The 19,899-nt window shown below is 72.0% G+C and carries 18 protein-coding genes, 1 tRNA gene and 1 pseudogene; 15 read left to right on the plus strand and 5 right to left on the minus strand.

Going from position 1 to position 19,899, the window contains the following annotated elements; genetic code table 11:
* The first annotated feature begins 170 nt into the window (after positions 1 to 170).
* The 11 genes from AC3X7Z_RS18815 (at position 171) to der (ending at position 9,528) form a co-directional block, all read left to right on the plus strand.
* Positions 171 to 1,076 carry a ParA family protein gene (locus AC3X7Z_RS18815; RefSeq protein WP_489976879.1) on the plus strand — a complete coding sequence of 302 codons (906 nt, stop codon included), beginning with the start codon at positions 171 to 173 and terminating at the stop codon, positions 1,074 to 1,076.
* Positions 1,061 to 1,423, plus strand: coding sequence for a hypothetical protein (locus tag AC3X7Z_RS18820; protein WP_241005097.1), 363 nt, complete (start codon positions 1,061 to 1,063; stop codon positions 1,421 to 1,423). Before AC3X7Z_RS18815 ends, AC3X7Z_RS18820 begins: the two co-directional genes overlap by 16 nt.
* Entirely contained in the window at positions 1,420 to 2,322 is a 903-nt protein-coding gene (locus AC3X7Z_RS18825; protein ID WP_186342268.1) for a segregation and condensation protein A, read from the plus strand. Before AC3X7Z_RS18820 ends, AC3X7Z_RS18825 begins: the two co-directional genes overlap by 4 nt.
* Complete coding sequence (gene scpB / locus AC3X7Z_RS18830) at positions 2,319 to 3,098, plus strand: SMC-Scp complex subunit ScpB (protein WP_489976880.1); 780 nt, start codon at positions 2,319 to 2,321, stop codon at positions 3,096 to 3,098. The genes AC3X7Z_RS18825 and scpB overlap by 4 nt, the downstream gene beginning before the upstream one ends.
* 61 nt (positions 3,099 to 3,159) lie before the next feature.
* Positions 3,160 to 3,963, plus strand: coding sequence for a pseudouridine synthase (locus AC3X7Z_RS18835; RefSeq protein ID WP_186342266.1), 804 nt, complete (start codon positions 3,160 to 3,162; stop codon positions 3,961 to 3,963).
* A 95-nt stretch (positions 3,964 to 4,058) separates the two neighbouring features.
* Entirely contained in the window at positions 4,059 to 4,991 is a 933-nt protein-coding gene (locus AC3X7Z_RS18840; protein ID WP_489976881.1) for a GNAT family N-acetyltransferase, read from the plus strand.
* Positions 4,992 to 5,242: 251 nt separating this feature from the next.
* Entirely contained in the window at positions 5,243 to 5,614 is a 372-nt protein-coding gene (gene aroH / locus AC3X7Z_RS18845) for a chorismate mutase (RefSeq protein ID WP_241005096.1), read from the plus strand.
* Positions 5,607 to 6,692 carry a prephenate dehydrogenase gene (locus AC3X7Z_RS18850; RefSeq protein WP_186342263.1) on the plus strand — a complete coding sequence of 362 codons (1,086 nt, stop codon included), beginning with the start codon at positions 5,607 to 5,609 and terminating at the stop codon, positions 6,690 to 6,692. The genes aroH and AC3X7Z_RS18850 overlap by 8 nt, the downstream gene beginning before the upstream one ends.
* Before the next feature lie 11 nt (positions 6,693 to 6,703).
* Positions 6,704 to 7,390, plus strand: a complete 687-nt coding sequence (gene cmk, locus AC3X7Z_RS18855; protein WP_186342262.1) for a (d)CMP kinase — start codon at positions 6,704 to 6,706, stop codon at positions 7,388 to 7,390.
* Positions 7,387 to 8,136, plus strand: coding sequence for a lysophospholipid acyltransferase family protein (locus AC3X7Z_RS18860; protein ID WP_186342261.1), 750 nt, complete (start codon positions 7,387 to 7,389; stop codon positions 8,134 to 8,136). The genes cmk and AC3X7Z_RS18860 overlap by 4 nt, the downstream gene beginning before the upstream one ends.
* Before the next feature lie 6 nt (positions 8,137 to 8,142).
* On the plus strand, positions 8,143 to 9,528 hold the full coding sequence (gene der, locus AC3X7Z_RS18865; RefSeq protein WP_186342260.1) for a ribosome biogenesis GTPase Der: 1,386 nt from the start codon (positions 8,143 to 8,145) through the stop codon (positions 9,526 to 9,528).
* Positions 9,529 to 9,541: 13 nt separating this feature from the next.
* On the opposite strand, the gene AC3X7Z_RS18870 is transcribed toward der, so the two are convergent.
* A complete protein-coding gene (locus AC3X7Z_RS18870; protein ID WP_186342259.1) occupies positions 9,542 to 10,219 on the minus strand; it encodes a M23 family metallopeptidase in 678 nt (225 codons plus the stop codon).
* Between the two features lie 181 nt (positions 10,220 to 10,400).
* Here AC3X7Z_RS18870 and AC3X7Z_RS18875 point away from each other — a divergent pair.
* Positions 10,401 to 10,474: transfer RNA gene (locus AC3X7Z_RS18875), tRNA-Pro, on the plus strand.
* A gap of 493 nt (positions 10,475 to 10,967) precedes the next feature.
* On the opposite strand, the gene AC3X7Z_RS18880 is transcribed toward AC3X7Z_RS18875, so the two are convergent.
* The gene (locus AC3X7Z_RS18880; protein WP_186342248.1) at positions 10,968 to 12,008 is read right to left on the minus strand and encodes an NYN domain-containing protein; all 1,041 of its coding nucleotides are present in this window, start codon (positions 12,006 to 12,008) and stop codon (positions 10,968 to 10,970) included.
* Between the two features lie 346 nt (positions 12,009 to 12,354).
* Between AC3X7Z_RS18880 and AC3X7Z_RS18885 the strand changes: the two genes are divergently transcribed.
* The gene (locus AC3X7Z_RS18885) at positions 12,355 to 13,524 is read left to right on the plus strand and encodes a sensor histidine kinase (RefSeq protein ID WP_186342247.1); all 1,170 of its coding nucleotides are present in this window, start codon (positions 12,355 to 12,357) and stop codon (positions 13,522 to 13,524) included.
* Complete coding sequence (locus tag AC3X7Z_RS18890; protein WP_186342246.1) at positions 13,521 to 14,174, plus strand: response regulator transcription factor; 654 nt, start codon at positions 13,521 to 13,523, stop codon at positions 14,172 to 14,174. Before AC3X7Z_RS18885 ends, AC3X7Z_RS18890 begins: the two co-directional genes overlap by 4 nt.
* 650 nt (positions 14,175 to 14,824) lie before the next feature.
* Here AC3X7Z_RS18890 and AC3X7Z_RS18895 read toward each other — a convergent pair.
* Complete coding sequence (locus AC3X7Z_RS18895; RefSeq protein ID WP_489976882.1) at positions 14,825 to 15,412, minus strand: hypothetical protein; 588 nt, start codon at positions 15,410 to 15,412, stop codon at positions 14,825 to 14,827.
* A 1,180-nt stretch (positions 15,413 to 16,592) separates the two neighbouring features.
* Here AC3X7Z_RS18895 and AC3X7Z_RS18900 point away from each other — a divergent pair.
* A complete protein-coding gene (locus tag AC3X7Z_RS18900) occupies positions 16,593 to 18,071 on the plus strand; it encodes a phospholipase D-like domain-containing protein (RefSeq protein WP_489976883.1) in 1,479 nt (492 codons plus the stop codon).
* A 535-nt stretch (positions 18,072 to 18,606) separates the two neighbouring features.
* On the opposite strand, the pseudogene AC3X7Z_RS18905 reads toward AC3X7Z_RS18900, so the two are convergent.
* Both AC3X7Z_RS18905 and AC3X7Z_RS18910 read right to left on the minus strand, forming a co-directional pair.
* Positions 18,607 to 18,927, minus strand: a pseudogene (locus tag AC3X7Z_RS18905) (hypothetical protein); the annotation flags it as partial.
* Complete coding sequence (locus tag AC3X7Z_RS18910) at positions 18,813 to 19,898, minus strand: SLC13 family permease (RefSeq protein WP_489976884.1); 1,086 nt, start codon at positions 19,896 to 19,898, stop codon at positions 18,813 to 18,815. The gene AC3X7Z_RS18910 and the pseudogene AC3X7Z_RS18905, both read right to left, overlap by 115 nt.
* Position 19,899 lies beyond the last annotated feature (1 nt).

Genomic DNA, 19,899 nt, shown 5'->3' on the forward strand with positions numbered 1-19,899 from the left:
GGCCCGATGCACGACCCAGCCACGACGAGGCACGAGGAGCAGACATGAGCGGTGCGGGATTCCCCGGTCACGACACGGGCAGCAGTGCCCCGCAGATGCCGCCCCTCGTGCGGACGCCGGTGCCGCACCAGACAGCCCAGCCAGGCCCGACCCCGCGAGACGAGCAGCCCGTGACCCAGCCGATCCCCTTCGAGCGCCCGATCGAGTCGCCCACCGCGACCCTCCAGGCGGAGGAGCCGATCGGGCCCACCGGTCGCCCGATGCCGGCCTTCCCCGAGCCCCCGGCCCTCACCGAGCACGGCGGCGCCCGCGTCGTCTCGATGTGCAACCAGAAGGGCGGGGTCGGCAAGACCACCACCACGATCAACCTCGGCGCGTCGCTGGCCGAGCTCGGGCGCCGGGTGCTGCTCGTCGACTTCGACCCCCAGGGCTCGCTGTCGGTGGGTCTGGGCCTCAACCCGCACGAGATGGACTTCACCATCTACAACCTGCTGATGGACCGCGAGGTGTCCCTCGACGAGGTCGTCGTGCCCTCCGGCATCGAGGGCATGGACCTGCTGCCGTCCAACATCGACCTGTCCGCGGCCGAGGTGCAGCTGGTGCACGAGGTCGCACGCGAGCAGACCCTGCAGCGCGTGCTCGCCCCCGCGCTCGAGCACTACGACGTCATCCTCATCGACTGCCAGCCCTCGCTCGGGCTGCTCACGGTCAACGCCCTCACCGCCTCCGACGGCGTCATCGTGCCGCTGGAGTGCGAGTACTTCGCGCTGCGCGGCGTCGCGCTGCTCAAGACCACGATCGACAAGGTGCGCGAGCGGCTCAACCCCAAGCTGGAGATCGAGGGGGTGCTCGGCACCATGTTCGACGGGCGCACGCTCCACAGCCGCGAGGTGATGGAGCGTCTGGTCTCGGCGTGGGGCGACAAGGTCTTCCACACCGTCATCCGTCGCACCGTGAAGTTCTCCGACGCCACCGTCGCGGGGGAGCCCATCACGTCCTACGCGTCGTCGTCGACGGGCGCCGACGCCTACCGCCAGCTGGCGAAGGAGGTGCTGTCCCGGTGGCCCGCCGAGTGAGCATGCCGGCCGCGGACGACCTGTTCCGGCCGACCGCCGACCCCGTCGACGCCGCGGGGGCCGAGGCCGACACCCGGCCGCGGCGGGTGCGCGCCGTCGCCGACGAGGCCGAGCCGGCCGGGCCGCGCAAGCCCAGCGGGCGCGTACGCCACGACGAGAAGATGACGGTCTACGTCACCTCCGACGAGCTCCTCGACATCGAGCACGCCCGGCTCACGCTCCGCCGCGAGCACGGCCTCGCCGTCGACCGGGGCCGCCTGGTGCGCGAGGCGCTCGCGCTGGTGCTCGCCGACCTCGAGGGCCAGGGGGCCGACAGCGCGCTGGTGCAGCGGCTGCTGGCCGAGTGAGCGCCGCCCGCCCTGCTGCTCCGGGCGCCGCGCCCGCCGACTCGCTCGAGCCGGGCAGCGAGGCCCCGGCGTTCGCCGTCCGCCTGGACAACTTCGAGGGACCCTTCGACCTGCTGCTCGGGCTGATCGCCAAGCACAAGCTCGACATCACCGAGGTCGCCCTCTCCCAGGTCACCGACGAGTTCATCGCCCACGTCAAGACCCTCGGCGAGCAGTGGGACCTCGAGCAGACCACGTCGTTCCTGGTGGTCGCCGCCACGCTGCTCGACCTCAAGGCGGCCCGGCTGCTGCCGCAGGGCGACGTGGAGGACGAGGAGGACCTCGCGCTGCTCGAGGCGCGCGACCTGCTCTTCGCCCGGCTCATGCAGTATCGGGCGTTCAAGCAGGTGGCCACGGTCATGGAGGACCGGCTGGCCTCGGAGTCGCGCCGCCACCCGCGCGCGGTCGGCCTGGAGGAGCGCTTCGCCACCCTGCTGCCCGACGTGCTGATCGGCATCGGGCTCGAGGAGTTCGCCCGGCTGGCGGCGCGGGCGATGGAGCCCAAGCCGGTGCTCGAGGTGTCGCTGCAGCACATCCACGCCGCCAAGGTCAGCGTGCGCGAGCAGGCCCAGCTGGTCGTCGACCGGCTGCGGCGCGGCGGCACGATGACGTTCCGCGCGCTCTGCGGCGACTCCCCGGACCGGCTCACGACGGTGGCCCGCTTCCTGTCGTTGCTGGAGCTGTTCCGCGAGGGCGCCGTGTCGTTCGACCAGGTCACGCCGCTCGGCGAGCTGACGGTGCGCTGGACGGGCGCCGAGGACGGCGACGTCGAGATCCACGACGAGTTCGACGGCGCCCCGTCGGACGACGATGATGTACCGCTGCCGGCTCCCGCCGGTGTGCGCGAGGAGGACCAGTGAGCGAGCAGCCCGACAGCAGCCCGGCCGAGGCGGGGGAGTCCGTCGACCAGGAGCTCGACGTCGAGACCCTCGCCGTCCCCGTCGCCGAGCTGCGTCCCGCGCTGGAGGCCATCCTGATGGTCTCCGACGAGCCGCTCGGCACGGTGCGGCTCGCCTCGGTGGTGGGCCACCCCGTCGAGGAGGTCGAGTCGGCGCTCGACGCTCTCGTCCGTGAGTACGCCGAGCAGGGCCGCGGCTTCGAGCTGCGGTCGGTGGCCGGCGGATGGCGCTTCTACTCGCGCCCGGAGTTCGCCGGTGTCGTCGAGGCATTCGTCCTGGAGGGGCAGCAGGCGCGGCTGACCCGGGCCGCGCTGGAGACCCTGTCGGTGGTCGCCTACAAGCAGCCGGTGTCGCGGGCGCGGGTCTCCGCCATCCGCGGCGTCAACGTCGACGGCGTGATGCGCACCCTGCTCACCCGCGGCCTGGTCGAGGAGGCCGGGCAGGACGAGCAGAGCGGCGCCAACCTCTACCGCACCACCTCCTACTTCCTCGAGCGCATCGGCATCACCTCCCTCGACGAGCTGCCCGAGCTCGCCCCCTACCTGCCCGACATGGACGACCTGGAGGACGAGCTCGCCAGCGTCGCCGGCCTCGACGCCGCGCCCGAGCCGACGCCGGAGCCGCTCCCCGAGACGTCCTCCGAGCCGTCGCCCGAGCCCGACGACTCTCCCGCCCGGCACCCCTCGCCCCACTCCGGGTCGGGCACCGAGCCCGACGGCGGGACGGAGGTCTCATGACCACCTCCCGCCCTCACTCCCGGCCCCACCCGCACCCCCACCGCTCGCCCAGGGACCCCGCATGAAGCCGCACGACGCCCCCGACAACGACCAGCCCGCCTCGCAGCGCCCCGAGACCGACGAGGACGGCCTCATCCGGCTGCAGAAGCTGCTCGCCAAGTCGGGGGTGGCCAGCCGCCGCAAGTGCGAGGAGCTGATGCTCGACGGCCTCGTCGAGGTCGACGGCGAGGTGGTCACCCGCCTCGGCACCAAGGTCGACCCCCGCACGGCGGTGATCCGCGTCGACGGCAAGCGGCTGCCGCCGATCAGCGACAAGGTCTACCTGGTGCTCAACAAGCCCCGGGGCGTCGTGTCGACGATGTCCGACCCCGAGGGCCGGCCGACGCTCGGCGACCTGGTGGCCGACCGGCCCGAGCGGCTCTTCCACGTGGGGCGCCTCGACACCGACACCGAGGGCCTGATCATCCTCACCAACGACGGCGACTTCGCCCAGCTGCTGGCGCACCCCTCCCACCAGGTCGACAAGACCTACGTCGCGGAGGTCGACGGCGAGGTGCACGTCCGCACCATCCGCGAGCTGCTCGCTGGCGTGACCCTCGACGACGGCCCGGTCACCGTCACCCACGCACGGGTGCTCGGCGGTGACCCGCGGCGCGAGGGCAGCAACCGTTCGATCGTGGAGCTCACCATCCACGAGGGCCGCAACCGCATCGTGCGGCGGCTGCTCGCACACCTCGGGCACCCGGTCCGCCGGCTCACCCGCACCCAGATCGGACCGCTGACCCTGGCGCGGCTGCGGCCGGGCGCGATGCGCGAGCTCACCGTGGCCGAGCTGGGCGAGCTGATGGACAGCGCGCAGCTCTGACTGGGTGTGTCCCTGTCGGCGACGTCAGCGACCGGATCCACCGATGAGCAACAATGGGTTTGCCTACGGTTGGGGCGGCCGCGGAAACTCGGGCGATGCGAATCGCCCAGCCCTCGGCCACGCAGCTGGCTTCCGCGGCGACACTGAGCGTTCCTGCCGAGACCGGCCTCTCGGCCGACGAGGTAGCAACAGAGATCGCGGCGGGCCGTATCCGGCCCGAGTGGTCCGTCCTGGCGATCGACGAGTCTGGCGCGGTCATCGGGCGAGCGATGTGGTGGGGCCGGGACACGACCGTGCCGATCGCGTTGGACGTGTGGGACGTTCATGCGCAGGTGCCCGACCGCGGCAGCCTGGCCAGGGCTCTTCTCGATGCGGGACACGAGGCCCTGTCACGTCGAGGGGTGGCCGTCCCGCTGCCGCACACGATGCGACTGCCGAACGACTGGCGCGACCATGCGACCGTGGCCGCCGAGATGCACCTGAAGACTCGTGCCGCTGATGCAGCGGGCATGACGCGGGTCAACGAGCGACTCCAGTTCCAGTGGGACGCGGATCGACCGTTGCCGCCAGCACTCGGCTCGCTCGTGTTCGCGCCGGCCGACGACGACACGTTCGTACGACTGTTCGCCGCCGCTGCGGAGGGCTCGCTGGACGTGATGACCCGCCGCGAGCTCGAGTCCAGCAGCCCCGACGAGCTGGCCCGTGCCGAGATCGCCTACTACCGAGCCTGCCCCGGGGAACGCTCCTGGTGGCACACGGCCGCCACGACTGACCGCACCGTCGTCGGTGTCGCCATCCCGTCAGCGACCCCGACGAACCGCAACGTCGGATACCTCGCTGTGCTCCCCGAGCACCGAGGTCGGGGGTACGTGGACGAGATCCTCGCGTTCATCACCCGCTTCCACGCCGAGCAGGGTGCCCCTCGCGTCACCGCGACCACGGATGCCGCCAACGCGCCCATGGTTGCGGCCTTCCGCCGCGCCGGCTTTCGTTGCACCGAGACGCGCATCGAGCTTGAGGCCCCCTGAAACGAGGGTCACGCACCCGGGCGCATGCCGCGATGAGGGCACGCGTCTGCCGACGAGCGGGACGTCCTGCGACACCGTGGATGGGTACGTTCTGGACCGTGGACTGGTCCGCAGGCCCCAGCAGGTCCCACCGCTCGTCGGTCAGGTCACTCGGGCTCGGGCACGGCAACCCAGCGCGGTGTCCACGCATCTCGCCCAGCCGATGGGCCACACCCAGTGAGACTCGGCGCCGCTAGGCTCACCGTGTGGCAGTGAGAGCAGTACGTGGTGCGACCCAGCTCGACGAGGACACCCGCGAGCACATGCTCGACCGGGTGGCCGAGCTGGTGACCGACGTGATGGAGGCCAACGGCCTCGAGGTCGACGACTTCATCTCGATCATCTTCACCGCGACCAGCGACCTCACCAGCGAGTTCCCGGCCTATGCCGCGCGCCAGCTCGGCTTCTCCGACGTCCCGCTGGTGTGCGCCCGCGAGCTGGAGATCGAGGGCTCGATGCCGCGGGTCGTGCGCCTGATGGCGCACGTCGAGACCGACCTGCCGCGTGCCGAGATCACCCACGCCTACCTCCACGGTGCGGCGCACCTGCGTCGCGACCTGGCGCGGACCACCAGCCATGGCTGACGGCGACCTGCCGGCCCTGACCGGGCCGGTCGAGGTCGTCGGCGCCGGGCTCATCGGCACGTCGATCGCGCTCGTGTGCAGCCGGCTCGGGATCGAGGTGGCGCTGCGCGACACCTCCGAGGAGCACCTGCGCACCGCCCACGGCCTCGGCGCCGGACGCCCGGCGACCGCTGCCGACCGTCCGCAGCTGGTCGTGGTGGCCGTGCCGCCGGCCCTGGTCGGCGACGCCGTCGTCGAGGCGCTCCGCCGCACCGACGCCGTGGTCACCGACGTGGGCAGCGTGAAGGCGGCCCCGCTCGAGGCGGTCGCGGCCCGCGTCGGCCCCGCCGAGCTCGGGCGCTACGTCGGCTCCCACCCGATGGCCGGCAGCGAGCGCTCCGGCCCCCTGGCTGCCAGCGCCGCGCTCTTCGACGGCCGCCCGTGGGCGGTCACACCCCACCCCCACGCCCGACCGGAGGCGGTGGGGCTCGTCGAGGCGCTGGTGCTCGAGTGCGGTGCCGCGCCGCTGGTGATGGAGCCGGTCGAGCACGACCGCGCGGTCGCCCGGATCTCCCACCTGCCCCACCTCGCCGCGGTGCTGGTCGCCGGGCGGCTGGCCGCCGCCCCCGCCGAGCACCTCGCCCTGTCGGGCCAGGGAGTGCGCGACGTCACCCGGGTCGCCGCCAGCGACCCGGCGTTGTGGCAGCAGATCCTCGAGGCCAACTCCGAGGCGGTGCTCGACCTGCTGGCCGAGGTCCGCGCCGACCTCGACGCGCTGATGGCGGCGGTCGCCTCGGACGCCGACGACGACCTCGCCGACATCCTCACCCGCGGCAACGCCGGCACCGCCGCGATCCCGGGCAAGCACGGCGGCCCGGCGCGGCCGACCCGCTCGGTCTTCGTGGCCGTGCCCGACCACCCGGGCGAGCTGGCCCGTCTCTTCGGCGACGCCGGCGAGATCGGCGTCAACATCGAGGACGTCCGCATCGACCACGACCCGGCCCGACCGGTCGGCCTCACCGAGCTCGTGGTCGAGCGCGACAGCGCCGAGCGCCTGCTGGCCGCTCTCGAATCCCGCGGCTGGACGACCCACCGGTAGCCTTCTCGCCCGTGAGCAGCGCCAGCACCCTCCCCTCCAGGTCCCTCGTCATCGCCGTCGACGGCACCTCCGGATCGGGGAAGTCGAGCACGTCTCGCGGCGTGGCCCGACGTCTCGGCCTGCGCTACCTCGACACCGGCGCCATGTTCCGTGCGATGACCTGGTGGCTGCTGCGCGAGGGCGTCGACGTACGCGACCAGGCGGCGGTCGCGGCCGCCGCCGGGCGTCCCACCATCGAGTCCGGCACCGACCCGCTCGCCCCGACCATCACCGTCGACGGCACCGACGTCTCCGTCGAGATCCGCGGCGAGGACGTCACGGCCGCGGTCAGCCCGGTCAGTGCCGTGCCCGAGGTCCGGGCTCGCCTGCTCGAGCTCCAGCGCGAGGTGATCGGCGCGGGCGGCATCGTGGTCGAGGGACGTGACATCGGCTCGGTCGTCTGGCCGCAGGCCGAGGTCAAGGTCTACCTCAGCGCCGACCCCGACGCCCGGGCCCAGCGGCGCGCGGCCGAGCAGGGCGGCAGCGACGTCGCCAGCACCCAGCAGTCGCTGCTCGAGCGCGACCGCATCGACTCCGGTCGCGCCACCGCGCCGCTCACCGTGGCCGAGGGTGCCGTCCACGTCGACAGCACCCACCTCACGCTCGCCGAGGTCATCGACCGCATCGTCGAGCTGGCCGCGGAGGTCCGGCCCGCGTGACCCGCGCGGAGCTGCCGACCAGCGCGGAGGAGCACCCCGCGACCCGGGTGCTGCAGCGGGTGCGTCCCGTGGCGGCACGGCTGGTGCGGGCGCGGTGGCCCGTGACGGTGCACCACGCGGACCGGGTGCCGGCGTCGGGCGGCGTGATCCTGGCCGCCAACCACGTCGGGATCATCGACGGGCCGCTGCTCGCCACCTTCTCGCCGCGCCCCGTGCACGCCCTGACCAAGCGCGAGATGTTCGCGGGCCGGCTCGGGCGCTTCCTGCGCGCCTCCGGACAGATCCCGCTCGACCGGTTCCACGCCGATCCCGGCGCGATCCGGGCCTGCCTGCGGGTCGTGCGCGACGGGGGAGTGGCCGGCATCTTCCCCGAGGGCACCCGTGGCGACGGGGAGCTGCACCGCTTCCACCACGGTGCGGCCTACCTGGCCCTCGTCACCGGCGCCCCGGTGGTGCCGGTCACGATGATCGGCACCCGGCCGCCGGGCGGCGGCGCCAACGCGCTCCCCGGGCGCGGCGACACCATCGACATCGTGTTCGGGCAGGCGTGGCGGACGACACAGCAGCCGTGGCCGCGTACGCGGGAACAGGTGCGGGCCACCTCGGTGTTGCTCCGGGGGCACATGCTGTCCGAGCTGGCCGCCGCGCTCGCCGAGACGCGCCGATCCTTGCCCGGGCCCCTTCCTGCGGGACAATCCGAGGACGACCCCGACACCGGGCTCGTCGAGCCACCCAGAGAGCTGTGATCACCCATGACTGACTACGACGCCGACGTCGAGTCCGCGTCGACCCCGGGGTCCGTCCCCGGGACCGATGCCACCGGCCCGACCCCCGTCCTGGCCGTCGTCGGGCGACCCAACGTGGGCAAGTCCACCCTCGTCAACCGGATCATCGGTCGCCGCGAGGCCGTCGTGGAGGATCGTCCGGGCGTGACCCGCGACCGCGTCTCCTACGACGCCCACTGGAACGGGCGCGCCTTCACCGTCGTCGACACCGGCGGCTGGGACCCCGACGCCCGCGGCCTCGCCGAGCGCATCGCCGGGCAGGCCGAGGTGGCGGTGTCGCTGGCCGACGCCGTCCTCTTCGTCGTCGACGCGACCGTCGGCATCACCGACGCCGACGAGGCGGTCGTGCGGATCCTCCGCAAGTCGGGCAAGCCTGTCGTGCTCGCGGCCAACAAGGTCGACGACCAGCGCACCGAGGCCGAGGCCTACGGCCTGTGGAACCTCGGCCTGGGCGAGCCCTTCTCGGTCTCCGCGCTGCACGGGCGCGGGTCGGGCGACATGCTCGACGCGATCCTCGCGGCGCTGCCCGAGACCCCGGAGGAGGTCTTCGACGAGGTCGGCGGTCCCCGCCGCATCGCGATCGTCGGCAAGCCCAACGTCGGCAAGTCCTCGTTGCTCAACATGCTCGCCAAGGAGGACCGCGTCGTCGTCGACAACGTCGCCGGCACCACCGTCGACCCCGTCGACGAGCTGATCACCCTCGGCGACCGGACCTGGCGGTTCATCGACACCGCGGGCATCCGCAAGCGCGTCAACCAGGCGTCCGGCCACGAGTACTACGCCTCCCTGCGCACGACGACCGCCATCGACCGCGCCGAGGTGGCGGTGCTGGTGCTCGACGCCAGCCAGACGGTGTCCGAGCAGGACATGCGCATCATCCAGACGATCCGCGACGCCGGCCGGGCGATGGTCATCGCCTTCAACAAGTGGGACCTCGTCGACGAGGAGCGTCGCCACTACCTCGAGCGCGAGATCGAGCGCGACCTCGTGCAGGTGCGGTGGGCGCCACGCATCAACTTCACCGCCCGCACCGGCTGGCACGTCGACCGGCTGGTGCCGGCCATCGACAAGGCGCTCGAGGGCTGGGAGACGCGCATCGGCACCGGGGCGCTCAACACGTTCCTGGGCCGGCTCATCGCCGAGCACCCGCACCCCGTGCGCAGCGGCAAGCAGCCCAAGATCCTCTTCGCCACCCAGCCGTCGACCGCGCCGCCCACGTTCGTGCTGTTCACGAGCGGTCGGCTCGACGCAGCCTACGAGCGGTTCGTCGAGCGGCGCCTGCGCGAGGAGTTCGGCTTCGTCGGCACGCCGATCGTGATCAACCAGAAGCCGCGCGAGAAGCGCAAGCGCTGACGCCGGGTGCGGGTCACGGGTCGAGCCCCTGCGCCCGCAGCCAGTCCATCGGGTCGACCGCGCCGTCGGGTGTCCGCACCTCCAGGTGCAGGTGCGGGCCGGTGGAGTTGCCGGTCGAGCCGACGCTGCCGATGACGTCCGCGACGTGGACCTGCTGGCCGGTCGAGACCGACGCCTCGCTCTGGTGGCAGTACCAGACCTCGGTGCCGTCGGGGAGCGTGAGGATCGTGCGCAGCCCGTAGGGCCCGGCGTCCGCCACCTCGGTGACCACGCCGTCGGCGACAGCGACCACAGGCTCCCCGGCGTACGCGCCGAAGTCCTGCCCGTCGTGCTGGGCCTCCCACAACGGGCCGGTCAGGCCGAAGCCGGCCGAGACGTCGTACGACGCCAGCGGAAGCACGGCCCGCACGGCGCCCGGGTCGCCGTGGTAGCCGTAGTCGGCCAGGACTGCGCGGCGTCCGACGAGGGCCCGGTCTCGCGCGTCGGCGCGTCGGTTGAGCGCCGTCAGGGTCTGCTCGCGCTCGGCGAGCTGGTCGGCCAGCGCGACGGCCTCGGCCAGCGCCTGCGCGTGCGCACCGTCCTCGTGGACGGCAGTCTCGGGTGCCGCGTAAGCCCCGGGCGCGGTGAGGCCCAGCCCGACGAGTGCCGCGAGTGCGGCGATCGTCGGAGCAAGGCGTGGCAGTGCTGGCATCGGAACCCCCCACAGGTCGAGGGTCCATGCTCACCGCCGCCGGGGCACGCCCGTGGGGGTTCGGCGACAAATGGCCCAGTCGGGCCAGGCGCCGTGCCGCGAACGGGCGGGTCGATTCCGTGGCGGCCGAGGGGCTGCGGTAGTGTTCCCCACGCTTCGCAGGCTTCGCGCCGGAGGCACTCGGGCTGTGGCGCAGCTTGGTAGCGCACTTGACTGGGGGTCAAGGGGTCGCAGGTTCAAATCCTGTCAGCCCGACCGAGAAGTAGCCCCTGACCAGCGGAAACGCTGATCAGGGGCTACTTGCGTTTCGAGCCAAATCGCCTCGTGCCACGTTTATGTCCCGAAAACTCTGTCGCATGACCGGCTTTGCCTCGGTCTGGGGAGCCCTGCGGACGTTCGTTCCTGGAGTGGTCATCGGGCGTAGTCCGCAGACTCACTCGCTCGGCGGGGTCGTCGTCTTCCGGCCGGCGAAGCTCTGCAGAAGGTGCGTCACGTCGGGCGCTGACCGGTCCCTTTCGATGTAGTACTCCTTGGTGATCACGGAGGAGGAGTGTCCTAGGACGCGGGCCGCGGTGTCGGGAGAGTGCGGCGACCTGATCGATCGTCCACAGCTCTCCGGCACCGCCGCCAGCCTGGCGAGGAACAGTTCTGGTGCGCGCGTGTGCCGCTCGCCGAGCGGGAGTGGCCCTATTTCCGCTGTCGTAGGTTCCCCATAGCGACGGCGTCGCACACGTCCCGCCAGGTCGAGTCACCTGATGCGGCCTTGTCGATCAGGAAGATCATCGCAAGTCCGTCCGTCCGTGCGCTCGCAGTGCTGGCACGGCCCCCGACGACGCAGCCAGTAGCAGTACGTGGCCACCCCCAACCCGACCGCCCAGAACAGCCAGATCAGGCTGGGGGCCCAGGTGCTCCAGTTCTCGGCTGAGAACCCGTCGTTGACCCGGGGGTTGAGGAACATGACCGACGCTGCGGGAATTGTCACCGTGACGGTGGCTGCCGGGATGACCGCCAGCATTACCGGGACTCTTCTGCGGGCGAGTCGCGGCACCCAGCTCGGGAACCGCTCTCCCCACGCGGCGATCAGTCCGTGCGTGAGCATCGCCCCTCCCGTCGAGACCAGCCCGAGCACCAGCCCGATGGCGAGCAGGCCGGGGGTCGCCGCGAGGCTGTCGTACAACGGGTCGGACAGGCCTAGCGGCCAGCCGAGGAACCAGGCGAGCCGGGTGATGTCGTACGGGACCGTCGACAGCACTGCCACCCAGACCCCTGCCCTGCCCCAGCGCAGTAACCGTTCGGTCGTGGGCTCTGGCCGGAGCCCACCGCGCCCGCAACGACTGCACGCCCCCTGGGTACGGCGGTAGTGGCCGAGCGTCGCTCCCGCCCACAGCAACCCTCCGACGAAGATCAGCAGCACGTTCACTCGGTGCCAATACAGGATGTCGCCGATGCCGTCCTGCGCGCCGGGGACTCCGGTGAAGGCGAACACCAGCATCGCCGGCCACATCACCAGCGTGGTGAGTGGCGTGTAGTCCGACATTACGCCGGCGAACAGCACGGCAGCGCCGGCGCCGTACCCGGTTGCGGCGCGACGCAGTGCCGGGCCGACGTGCTCTTGGAGCATGACGAAGCCGCTGGCGACGCCGACCACGCCGAGCACCAGGAACAGGGGGCCCATGACGTGCGGCGGCGCCCCCTCGAAGAGCGAGGCGCTCGAGCGGTCTTCGTGGACGGTCGCGAATGGGTACCACTGCCAGCCGGCCCACCACACTGCCCCGAATGTCGCGAACACCGCCGACCAGACGATGGCACCCCACGCGGTCCACCGAGGCCACTGGCGCCAGAGTCGACGAAAGGCCGCCGACCCGGACGTGGACGGCCGGGACGACTCGGACGCGTGGACCCTCGATGACGCGCCGTCTGTGTCGACGGAGGCGTCAACCGGCTCGAAGCAGGCATGGGTATCAGTCATGCACCCCACAGCACCACCGCGGCGCGGGAGCCGATTCCCCCGCGCGGGGGACAGCGCTCCCTCGCGTCGGGATTTCCGGGCTGGGGTCGGTCGGTCGGCGATCCGCCGCACGCACTCCCCCGTGCGAGGGAGCCGGTCGGGGGCAAGAACCTGAGACGATGGCCCGGTGAGCAGCCTGCGCCGAGCGGCGACCGCCGTGCTGGGACCGGGCGCCCTGCTCGGAGTGGCGTTCGTCATGCTCGGCGCGGCCCTGGCCCTGGCGTTCACGATGCTCGCGGCCCTTCTCGCCGCCGCGGTGGGCCAGGCCACTGCACTTGCGCAGCCGCTCGTCGTGACCATCGGCGTGCTGATCGGTTCGCTCCTGGTGCTGGCGGTGGGGGCCCTGCCCGCCGTACGACGGATCGAGGGCACCGCATCCGAGTCGATGCTCGCGGTGTCCTTCTTCGGCGGGCTCCCGCAGGCGTCCACCCAGTGGCACGACCGCTGGCGGAGCGTGGGCTGGCTGTGGGCGCACGTCCTGGCGGGAGCGGCCCTGGTCCTTTGGACGGGGCCGGTCCCGTTCCTGGCTTTCCAACAGAGCCCATGGTTGGTGCTCCCCTCAGTCCTTGCCGTTCCGGCGCTCGGGGCGTTGTTGGCGGCTGGGCTGCGCCGGCTGGCTCCTCTGCTGCTCGGACCGTCGCTCCGCGAGCGGGTGGACCGGTTGGAGCGGGAGGCGACGGAGCTGGGCGAGCGACACCGGATCGCCCGCGAGATCCACGACAGCGTCGGTCACGCGCTGAGCCTGGTGACCGTGCAGGCCGCTGCGGCAGCCCGGGTGCAGCACTCCGATCCCGGCTTCGTCGCCGAGGCGCTGGCGGCGATCGAGAGCGCCGCCCGACAGGCGGCGGGCGAGTTGGACCACGTGCTGGGGCTGCTGCGGGTGGAGGAGACGACGCGACGACCGACCCCGGACCTCGCTGACCTCGTCGACCTGGTCGCTGCCGCCCGCCGCGCTGGCCTGGACGTGACCATGGAGGACCGGTCTGGCGACGCTGACGACGCCGTACCCCCGGTCGTCTCCCGGGAGCTCTACCGGGTGGCTCAGGAGGCCTTGTCCAACGTCCTGCGCCACGGTTCCGGACCGTGTCGGGTCCGCCTCGATCGGACTGGGGGTGCTCTCACTCTCGAGGTCACGAACACGTCCGCGCCCCCTCCCCGACGGATGGGGGACCGGCGCGGTCATGGCCTCCGAGGAATCCGGGAACGGGTCACGGCGATCGGCGGCCACGCGACCGCTGGCCCGACAGACGACGGCTGGCGCTTGCGCGTGGTGCTGCCCATCAGGACCGCACGATGACGCGGGTGCTGCTCGTTGACGACGAGCCCCTGGTGCGTCGCGGCATTACTGTCACGCTCTCGACGGAGGACGACCTCGACGTCGTGGGCGAGGCGGAGGACGGCGCCGAGGCGGTGTCCCAGGTCGGCCGGCTGCGCCCCGACGTCGTGCTGATGGACATCCGGATGCCCCGGGTCGACGGCATCACCGCCACCCGAACCATCACTGCAGGCAACCGGCCACCCGCAGTGATCGTGCTGACGACGTTCGAGAATGACGACCACGTCTACGACGCCCTGCTGGCGGGCGCCCGCGGCTACCTGCTCAAGCGCGCCCCTGCTAACGACGTCGTCGCGGCCGTACGCCTGGCCGTCCAACCGGACACCCTTCTGTTCCCCGCCAAGCTCCGCGAGCTGGTGCGGCAACGGTCGCGGCAACCGAGCGCGAGCGGTCCCGACCTGGCTCGCTTGTCGGCACGGGAGGAGGAGGTGCTGCGGGCGATGGCTCGAGGCCTGTCCAACCCGGAGATCGCCGCGACGCTCCACCTCGGCGTGGAGACGGTGAAGACGCACGTGGCGGCCGTGCTGGCGAAACTAGGAGTCCGTGACCGGACGCAGGCGGTTATTCGCGCCTACGAGTCGGGCTTCGTCGTGCCTGACGATCTTTGCTGAAAACCAGCTGAGACCGCGCGGGCTGGCGGACCGGCAGGTCCACCGCCGCACGGCCGAACCAGCGCGCAGATCGCTTGCGTGCGGGTCGCCCGTCCCGGCCGCGAGAGAGGTGTGCCCCACTCCACCGCGCGAGACCGCTTGGGACGGCGACACCCAGGAGAAACGTGCGCACCGAGCCAGCAGGTCTAAATCCTGTCAGCCCGACCGAGAGAAACAGGGCTCTGATCTGCAAAGACCGCAGGTCAGAGCCCTGTTTGCGTCCGCAATGGCTTGGCCGTTTGACCACCTGGACCCCACGTTCAGGGTCATTTCAGGGCCAAGCTCGGCGTTCTGGGTTCCGCACGATCACACGTGGCCCGCAGTCAAGTGGGGCCGCGCAATCGCGCTGGTTTCCGCAGGTCGGCGCCGGCGGCATGCGGATGGCCCGCCTTGGGGTCCAGTCGTCTCGTAGCCCCTCCAACAGGTGTGGCGGAAAAGAAGCAGGGCCCCGGCGCCATGTCGTGGCACCGGGGCCCTGCTGGGTGAGAGGAGAACTCCCCCGCGAATCTCCTCTCAGGCGGTGGGCGCGGCCCGCCGGCCCGTCCAGGAAGGAGGTTGTCTCGCCCGAGCCTTCGGAGAGATTCCCCGACGGCCGGTCGTGATGGCCGGTGTCAGTTGTTGATGGTCCCGGCGTCCACGGTGATGCTGGTGTTGGGGACGCACAGCGCCCAGACGGTCAGCGTGCTGGTCTGCTGCCCGTTGCCGAGGACGATCCAGCCGTCGAGGCGACCCGGACGCGGGGTGCCGGCGTCCCAGTTCATGCGACCGGGGAACGACGAGTTCACCACGAAGCCGTCGTCCTGCGTGTCCACGGTGCCGCCCTGCATGCCCCCCGCGATGGCCGTGTAGGTCTGGGAGACCGTCGGGTCGTCGTCACACGCCACGGTGGCCGATCCGCCACCGCCGTTGATGTAGGTCAGCGTGCGGTACTTCGCACCGACGAGCGCGTTGCCGGGGTCGCCCTTGGCACCGTCCTTGCCGTCCGCGCCCTTGGGGCCGACCGGACCGACCGGGCCGGGGACCCCCTTGGTGGAGGCGGTGAACTTCTCGACCGCGCCGGGGGCGATGTCCTTCACCTTGACCGAGCCGTCACGGATGTCCTTGCTGCCGATGAGGTCACCGGCGACTGCGCCGCCCGTGCCACCGATGACGAGCGCTCCCGCGAGGATGAGGCCGGTGATGATGTTGCGCTTCTGCAATGTCTTGCCCTTCAGGTGTTGGGTGTTCCGTGTTGCGATTCGTGGGGGAACGGCTCAGTCGCCGTTCCGGTCCCCAAAGAGGGTTCCCTGGGTGTTGGCGCGCCACGTTGGGTTGCTGGCAACCGTGGTGACGTTCTGGGGTCTCTCCGGTGCAACGAGCCCGGACCGTGATGGTTACGCTGTGCGGGGGCTCAAGCCGGGCCCCCGCACGAGCGCACTGTCCGAAACGAGCGCGACCCCAGTCCTGGGGGAGTTGGGGCTTGTCTCCACTTTCGACGAAGAGGGTCGAACGTGCTTCGTTGATAGGTCGGGCGGATGAGTTTCCCCTCGATGTCGTCGGCGATCTTGCGGAGTGCCTGCAGCACCGCCTCGTGCAGGTTCGCCCCGGCGACATGCGCACCTCGCGCACGTCCGGGTGGGGAGAGGGGGAGCCGGCACGCGCTGTCCCCGCTGCCGCACCTGGGTTGGCGTCGCTGGGTGGCACTCGGTCTCCTCACCGCGTTCGCGGCTGCCTGCTGCTACGGCCTCGGATCGGTGCTGCAGGCGATGGCTGCTCGCGGCACCACCGCAGGCCGCGACTCCTGGGGCCGCTGCTGCGGTCCTGGCGCTACCTCCTGGGCGTGGGGCTGGACGGCCTGGGGTTCTTAGTGGCACCGCCGCGACGCCGAGGACGACCGCGGCCACGAGCACGCCCCACTCCTGGCCCGCATCGGCGGCGCGCGGCGCCACGGCGCTGGGGTCGGTGGCCGGCCTGGCGTACGGCGCCACGGCGGTGGCGTCACGGATGCTGCCTGGCGACCTGTCCCCGGCCCACGTCCTCGACGCGGTGCCGGCGCTCGTGCGGAGTCCGTCGACCTATGCGCTCGTCGTCGCCGGCGTCGTGGGGCTGATGCTGGTCGGCGACCAGCCGCGCGCGGGTTGGCGAGGTCGAGGTGCCCGAGGGGGCGCCGTCGGCGGGCGGAGCGGGGGCCCGGCCGCCGGGTAGCCGGCCCGCGCCGGATCGGATGCGATCCGTGCGCAACTTTCCGTGGCCCGGCGCCGTCTCCTCTTGTCGGACGGACCGGGTCTGCGAACCGCTGGGCCCGGTCGACGTGCCCCGGCCGTGCTCGCGCAGCGATGTGCGGGACGGGGCCTGAGCGTGACGACGCCACCCGACGGTGGCGGTCAGGAAGGCGTGTACGTGTCGAGGTTGTTGGTCCTGCTCACCCTGGCCCTGGTGCTGGGCACCCCGGAGGCCGTCGTGCCTACGGCCGCGGCCGCTCCCGGGGGCAGCCCGGGGTCCACGGCGGAACAGGCGGCGGCTGCCCAGACCGACCCGGCCGAACAGGCCGCCCGGGCGAAGCGCAAGAGGTGGAAGGCGCCGCAGGGTCCGTTCTTCAACGACCCGCACCTCAAGAAGGGGCACTACCGGATCGAACGCCGGGTGATCGACACGATCAACCACGCGCCCAAGGGGTCGACGATCAGGATCGCGGTGTACTCGTTCGACCGGATGCCGGTCGCGAGGGCGCTGATCGCCGCCCACCGTCGGGGCGTGAAGGTGCAGATGCTCCTCAACGACCACCAGTACACGAGGGCGATGCTGGCCATCCGGCGCGAGATCGGCGCCAAGCGCAGCAGCAGCAGCTTCATCTACCGCTGCAAGGCCGGGTGCCGGAGCAAGAGGAACGAGTACAACAACCTGCACACCAAGTTCTACACGTTCTCCCGCGCCGGTCGCTCCAGGGACGTGCTCGCCGTCGGCTCGGCCAACATGACCCAGAACGCCAACATCCACCAGTGGAACGACCTCTACTTCACCTCCGGCGACCATGAGCTGTTCCGGCAGTTCGTGCGGCTGTTCAACGACATGAAGAAGGATTACGACACCCGCCAGCCCCCGCAGTTCTTCTGCGGGACGCCCCGGCTCGGCGTGTGCGACGACTCGGTCGACAAGCACACCGCGTGGATCATGCCCAAGCCGTCGGGGGCCAAGAACGACCTGATCCTCGACACGCTGGGCAAGGTGCAGTGCCTGACCCCGGACGCGGCCGGCGGTCAGAAGCGCACCCGGCTGGCGCTGTCGATGCACACGATGCGCGGCAGGCGGGGCGACTACCTCGCCGCGGCCATCCGGCAGAAGTACATCGAGGGCTGCCAGGTGCGGGTCAGCTACGGGCTCATCGGCTACCACACCAAGCGCGTCATCGGCGCGCCCACGCCGCGGGGGCGGATCCCGCTCCGCTCGACCGGGCTCGACTTCAACCCCGACGACAACTACGACCTCAACAAGGACGGCAAGGACGACCTGATCCTGAGCTACTACAGCCACCAGAAGTACCTCGTCGTCCAGGGCACCTACAACGGCGTGCCCGACTCCCACCTGGTGCTCACCGGGTCGTCCAACTGGGCCAGCCTGAGCCCCGGCAACGACGAGCTCCTCTTCACCATCCAAGGCAAGCGGGTGGCGCGGAAGTACCTCAAGAACTTCGACTACCAGTGGAAGAACAAGCGCAACTCCCGCAACGCCTACACCACGACCTACCTCAACTTCCGCGTCTCGACCAAGGTGCGCAACCCCGACGGCACGTGGCGCACGGTGTGGCGGACGGAGCGGCGGCCGGTCACCACGATCGAGCCGGATCCCTACCGCCCGGGTCCCTACTGGGAGGCCGACTGAGCCCGAGGTCCGGGCCAGCGGAAAAAGGTGCTCCCGGCCCGTAACACCACGGGCCGCGAGCACGCTGAGGAGGTGAGCGGCCGCGTTCCGCTGGGTCCACCACCGTGTCGTCCGTGCCTCGACCTCCCGCCGTGGCACGGATCCCCCCAGAGACAGTGGGTCGGCCCGAAAACGCGAACCACAGCGGCGTGGCCCTCCGGGGCCACGCCGCTGCTGTGTGCTGGTCAGCCGCCCGCCGTCATGCGGGACGTACGCCCCGCTGAGGACCGCCGCCATCGCGGTCGCCGCCCCGTGCTCGGACGCGATGCGGTGCTCGGCCCAGAGGTGGTCGCGGGCCGCGACGATGTCGTCCTCGCCCACCAGGACCGAGACCGGCGGCTCGGCCCGGAGGGCGGCGTCGGCGAGGTCGCCGAGCCGGCGTAGAGCCCGCCGCCCCCGACCGCCACCACGATCGCGATGCCCGGCTCGTCCTCGAGCACGCCTGGGCGAGCCCGGCGTTGGCGCCTGAGGCGACCACGACGCCGGCCGGGCCGAGCTCGCCGCGCTCGCGCGCGGCCAGCTGGCGGTTGTAGGCGCCGCGGGTCTTGAACACGCCGCAGTGCTGCAGGTGCTCGTACTTGAGCCAGAGCGTGTCGCTGCCGGCCGGGGCGAGCAGGGGAGTGCGCCGCACCCGGCCGTCGATGCGGCGCCGGGCGGCGAGGACGTCGTCGCGGGAGATCGTCACCGGGGGGGTATCGCGGCTCAGCGGATCGCGAGGGTGGCGGCGGTCACGCTGAGGGTCGCGCACAACGCCCCCCAGGCGGCCAGGCGCAGCAGCGGGATCCGCAGTCCGGCCGCCCGGCAGCGCTGCAGCCACAAGAGCGTGGCGAGCGACGCCCAGGGGGTGACCAGGGCACCGGCGTTGACCCCCACCAGCGACGCGACGAGGCGGCGCACGTCGTCGGACGCCGCTGGCTCCACGAGCAGGTAGGCCGGGAGGTTGTTGACGGCGTTGGCCGCGAGCGCCGCGGTGGCGGACAGGTGGAGCAGGTCGAGGGTCCGGGTGCCGGCGCCGAACGCCGGTGCGAGCCAGTCGAGCATCCCCTCGCCCTGCGCGAGCCGCAGCAGCCCCGCCACCACGAGGAACGCGCCGGCCATCAGCCACGGGGGTCGGACGTCCCGCACCAGGCCCGGCGCGCGCCAGCGGAGGACGGCGAGGAGGACGCCGGCCGAACCCAGCGCCACCAGAGCGGGAGGGGCGCCCACCGCGAAGAGCGGACCGATGAGCAGGCACACCCCGCCGGCGACGACGAGCAGCACCCGGTCGTGGGGATCGGCCGGGGGCTCCACCGCGTAGGTGCCGCGCAGCGCGCGGCGCTGCAGCACGGCGATGAGGAGGAGCGTGACAGCGACGGCCGCCAGCGCCGGGAGCGCCGCCGCCCGCACGTAGTCGCCGTGACCGGCGTCGAGGTCGGCGAGCCGGTGCACGGCGAGCAGGTTGGTCAGGTTGGAGACCGGAAGCAGCAGCGAGCCGGTGTTGGCGATCCAGAGCGTGGTGAGGGCGAAGGGGAGCGGTGCGATGCCGGTCTGCCGGGCGACGGCGATGCCGACGGGCGTGAGCAGGACCGCGGTGGTGTCGAGGCTGAGCACGACGGTGCAGGCCACGGCCAGGGCGGCGAAGGCGAGCCACAGCAGCAGCACGCGGTGCCGGGCGCGCCGCGCGAGGGCGTGGGCGGCCACGTCGAACACGCCGGCGAGCTGGGCGACCTCGGCGGTCACCGTGATCGCCACCAGGAACACGGCGATCGGAGCGACCTGGACCAGGGCGGCGAGGAGCGTCTGGCTCACG

The sequence above is a fragment of the Nocardioides sp. Z24_21 genome (assembly GCF_058134345.1).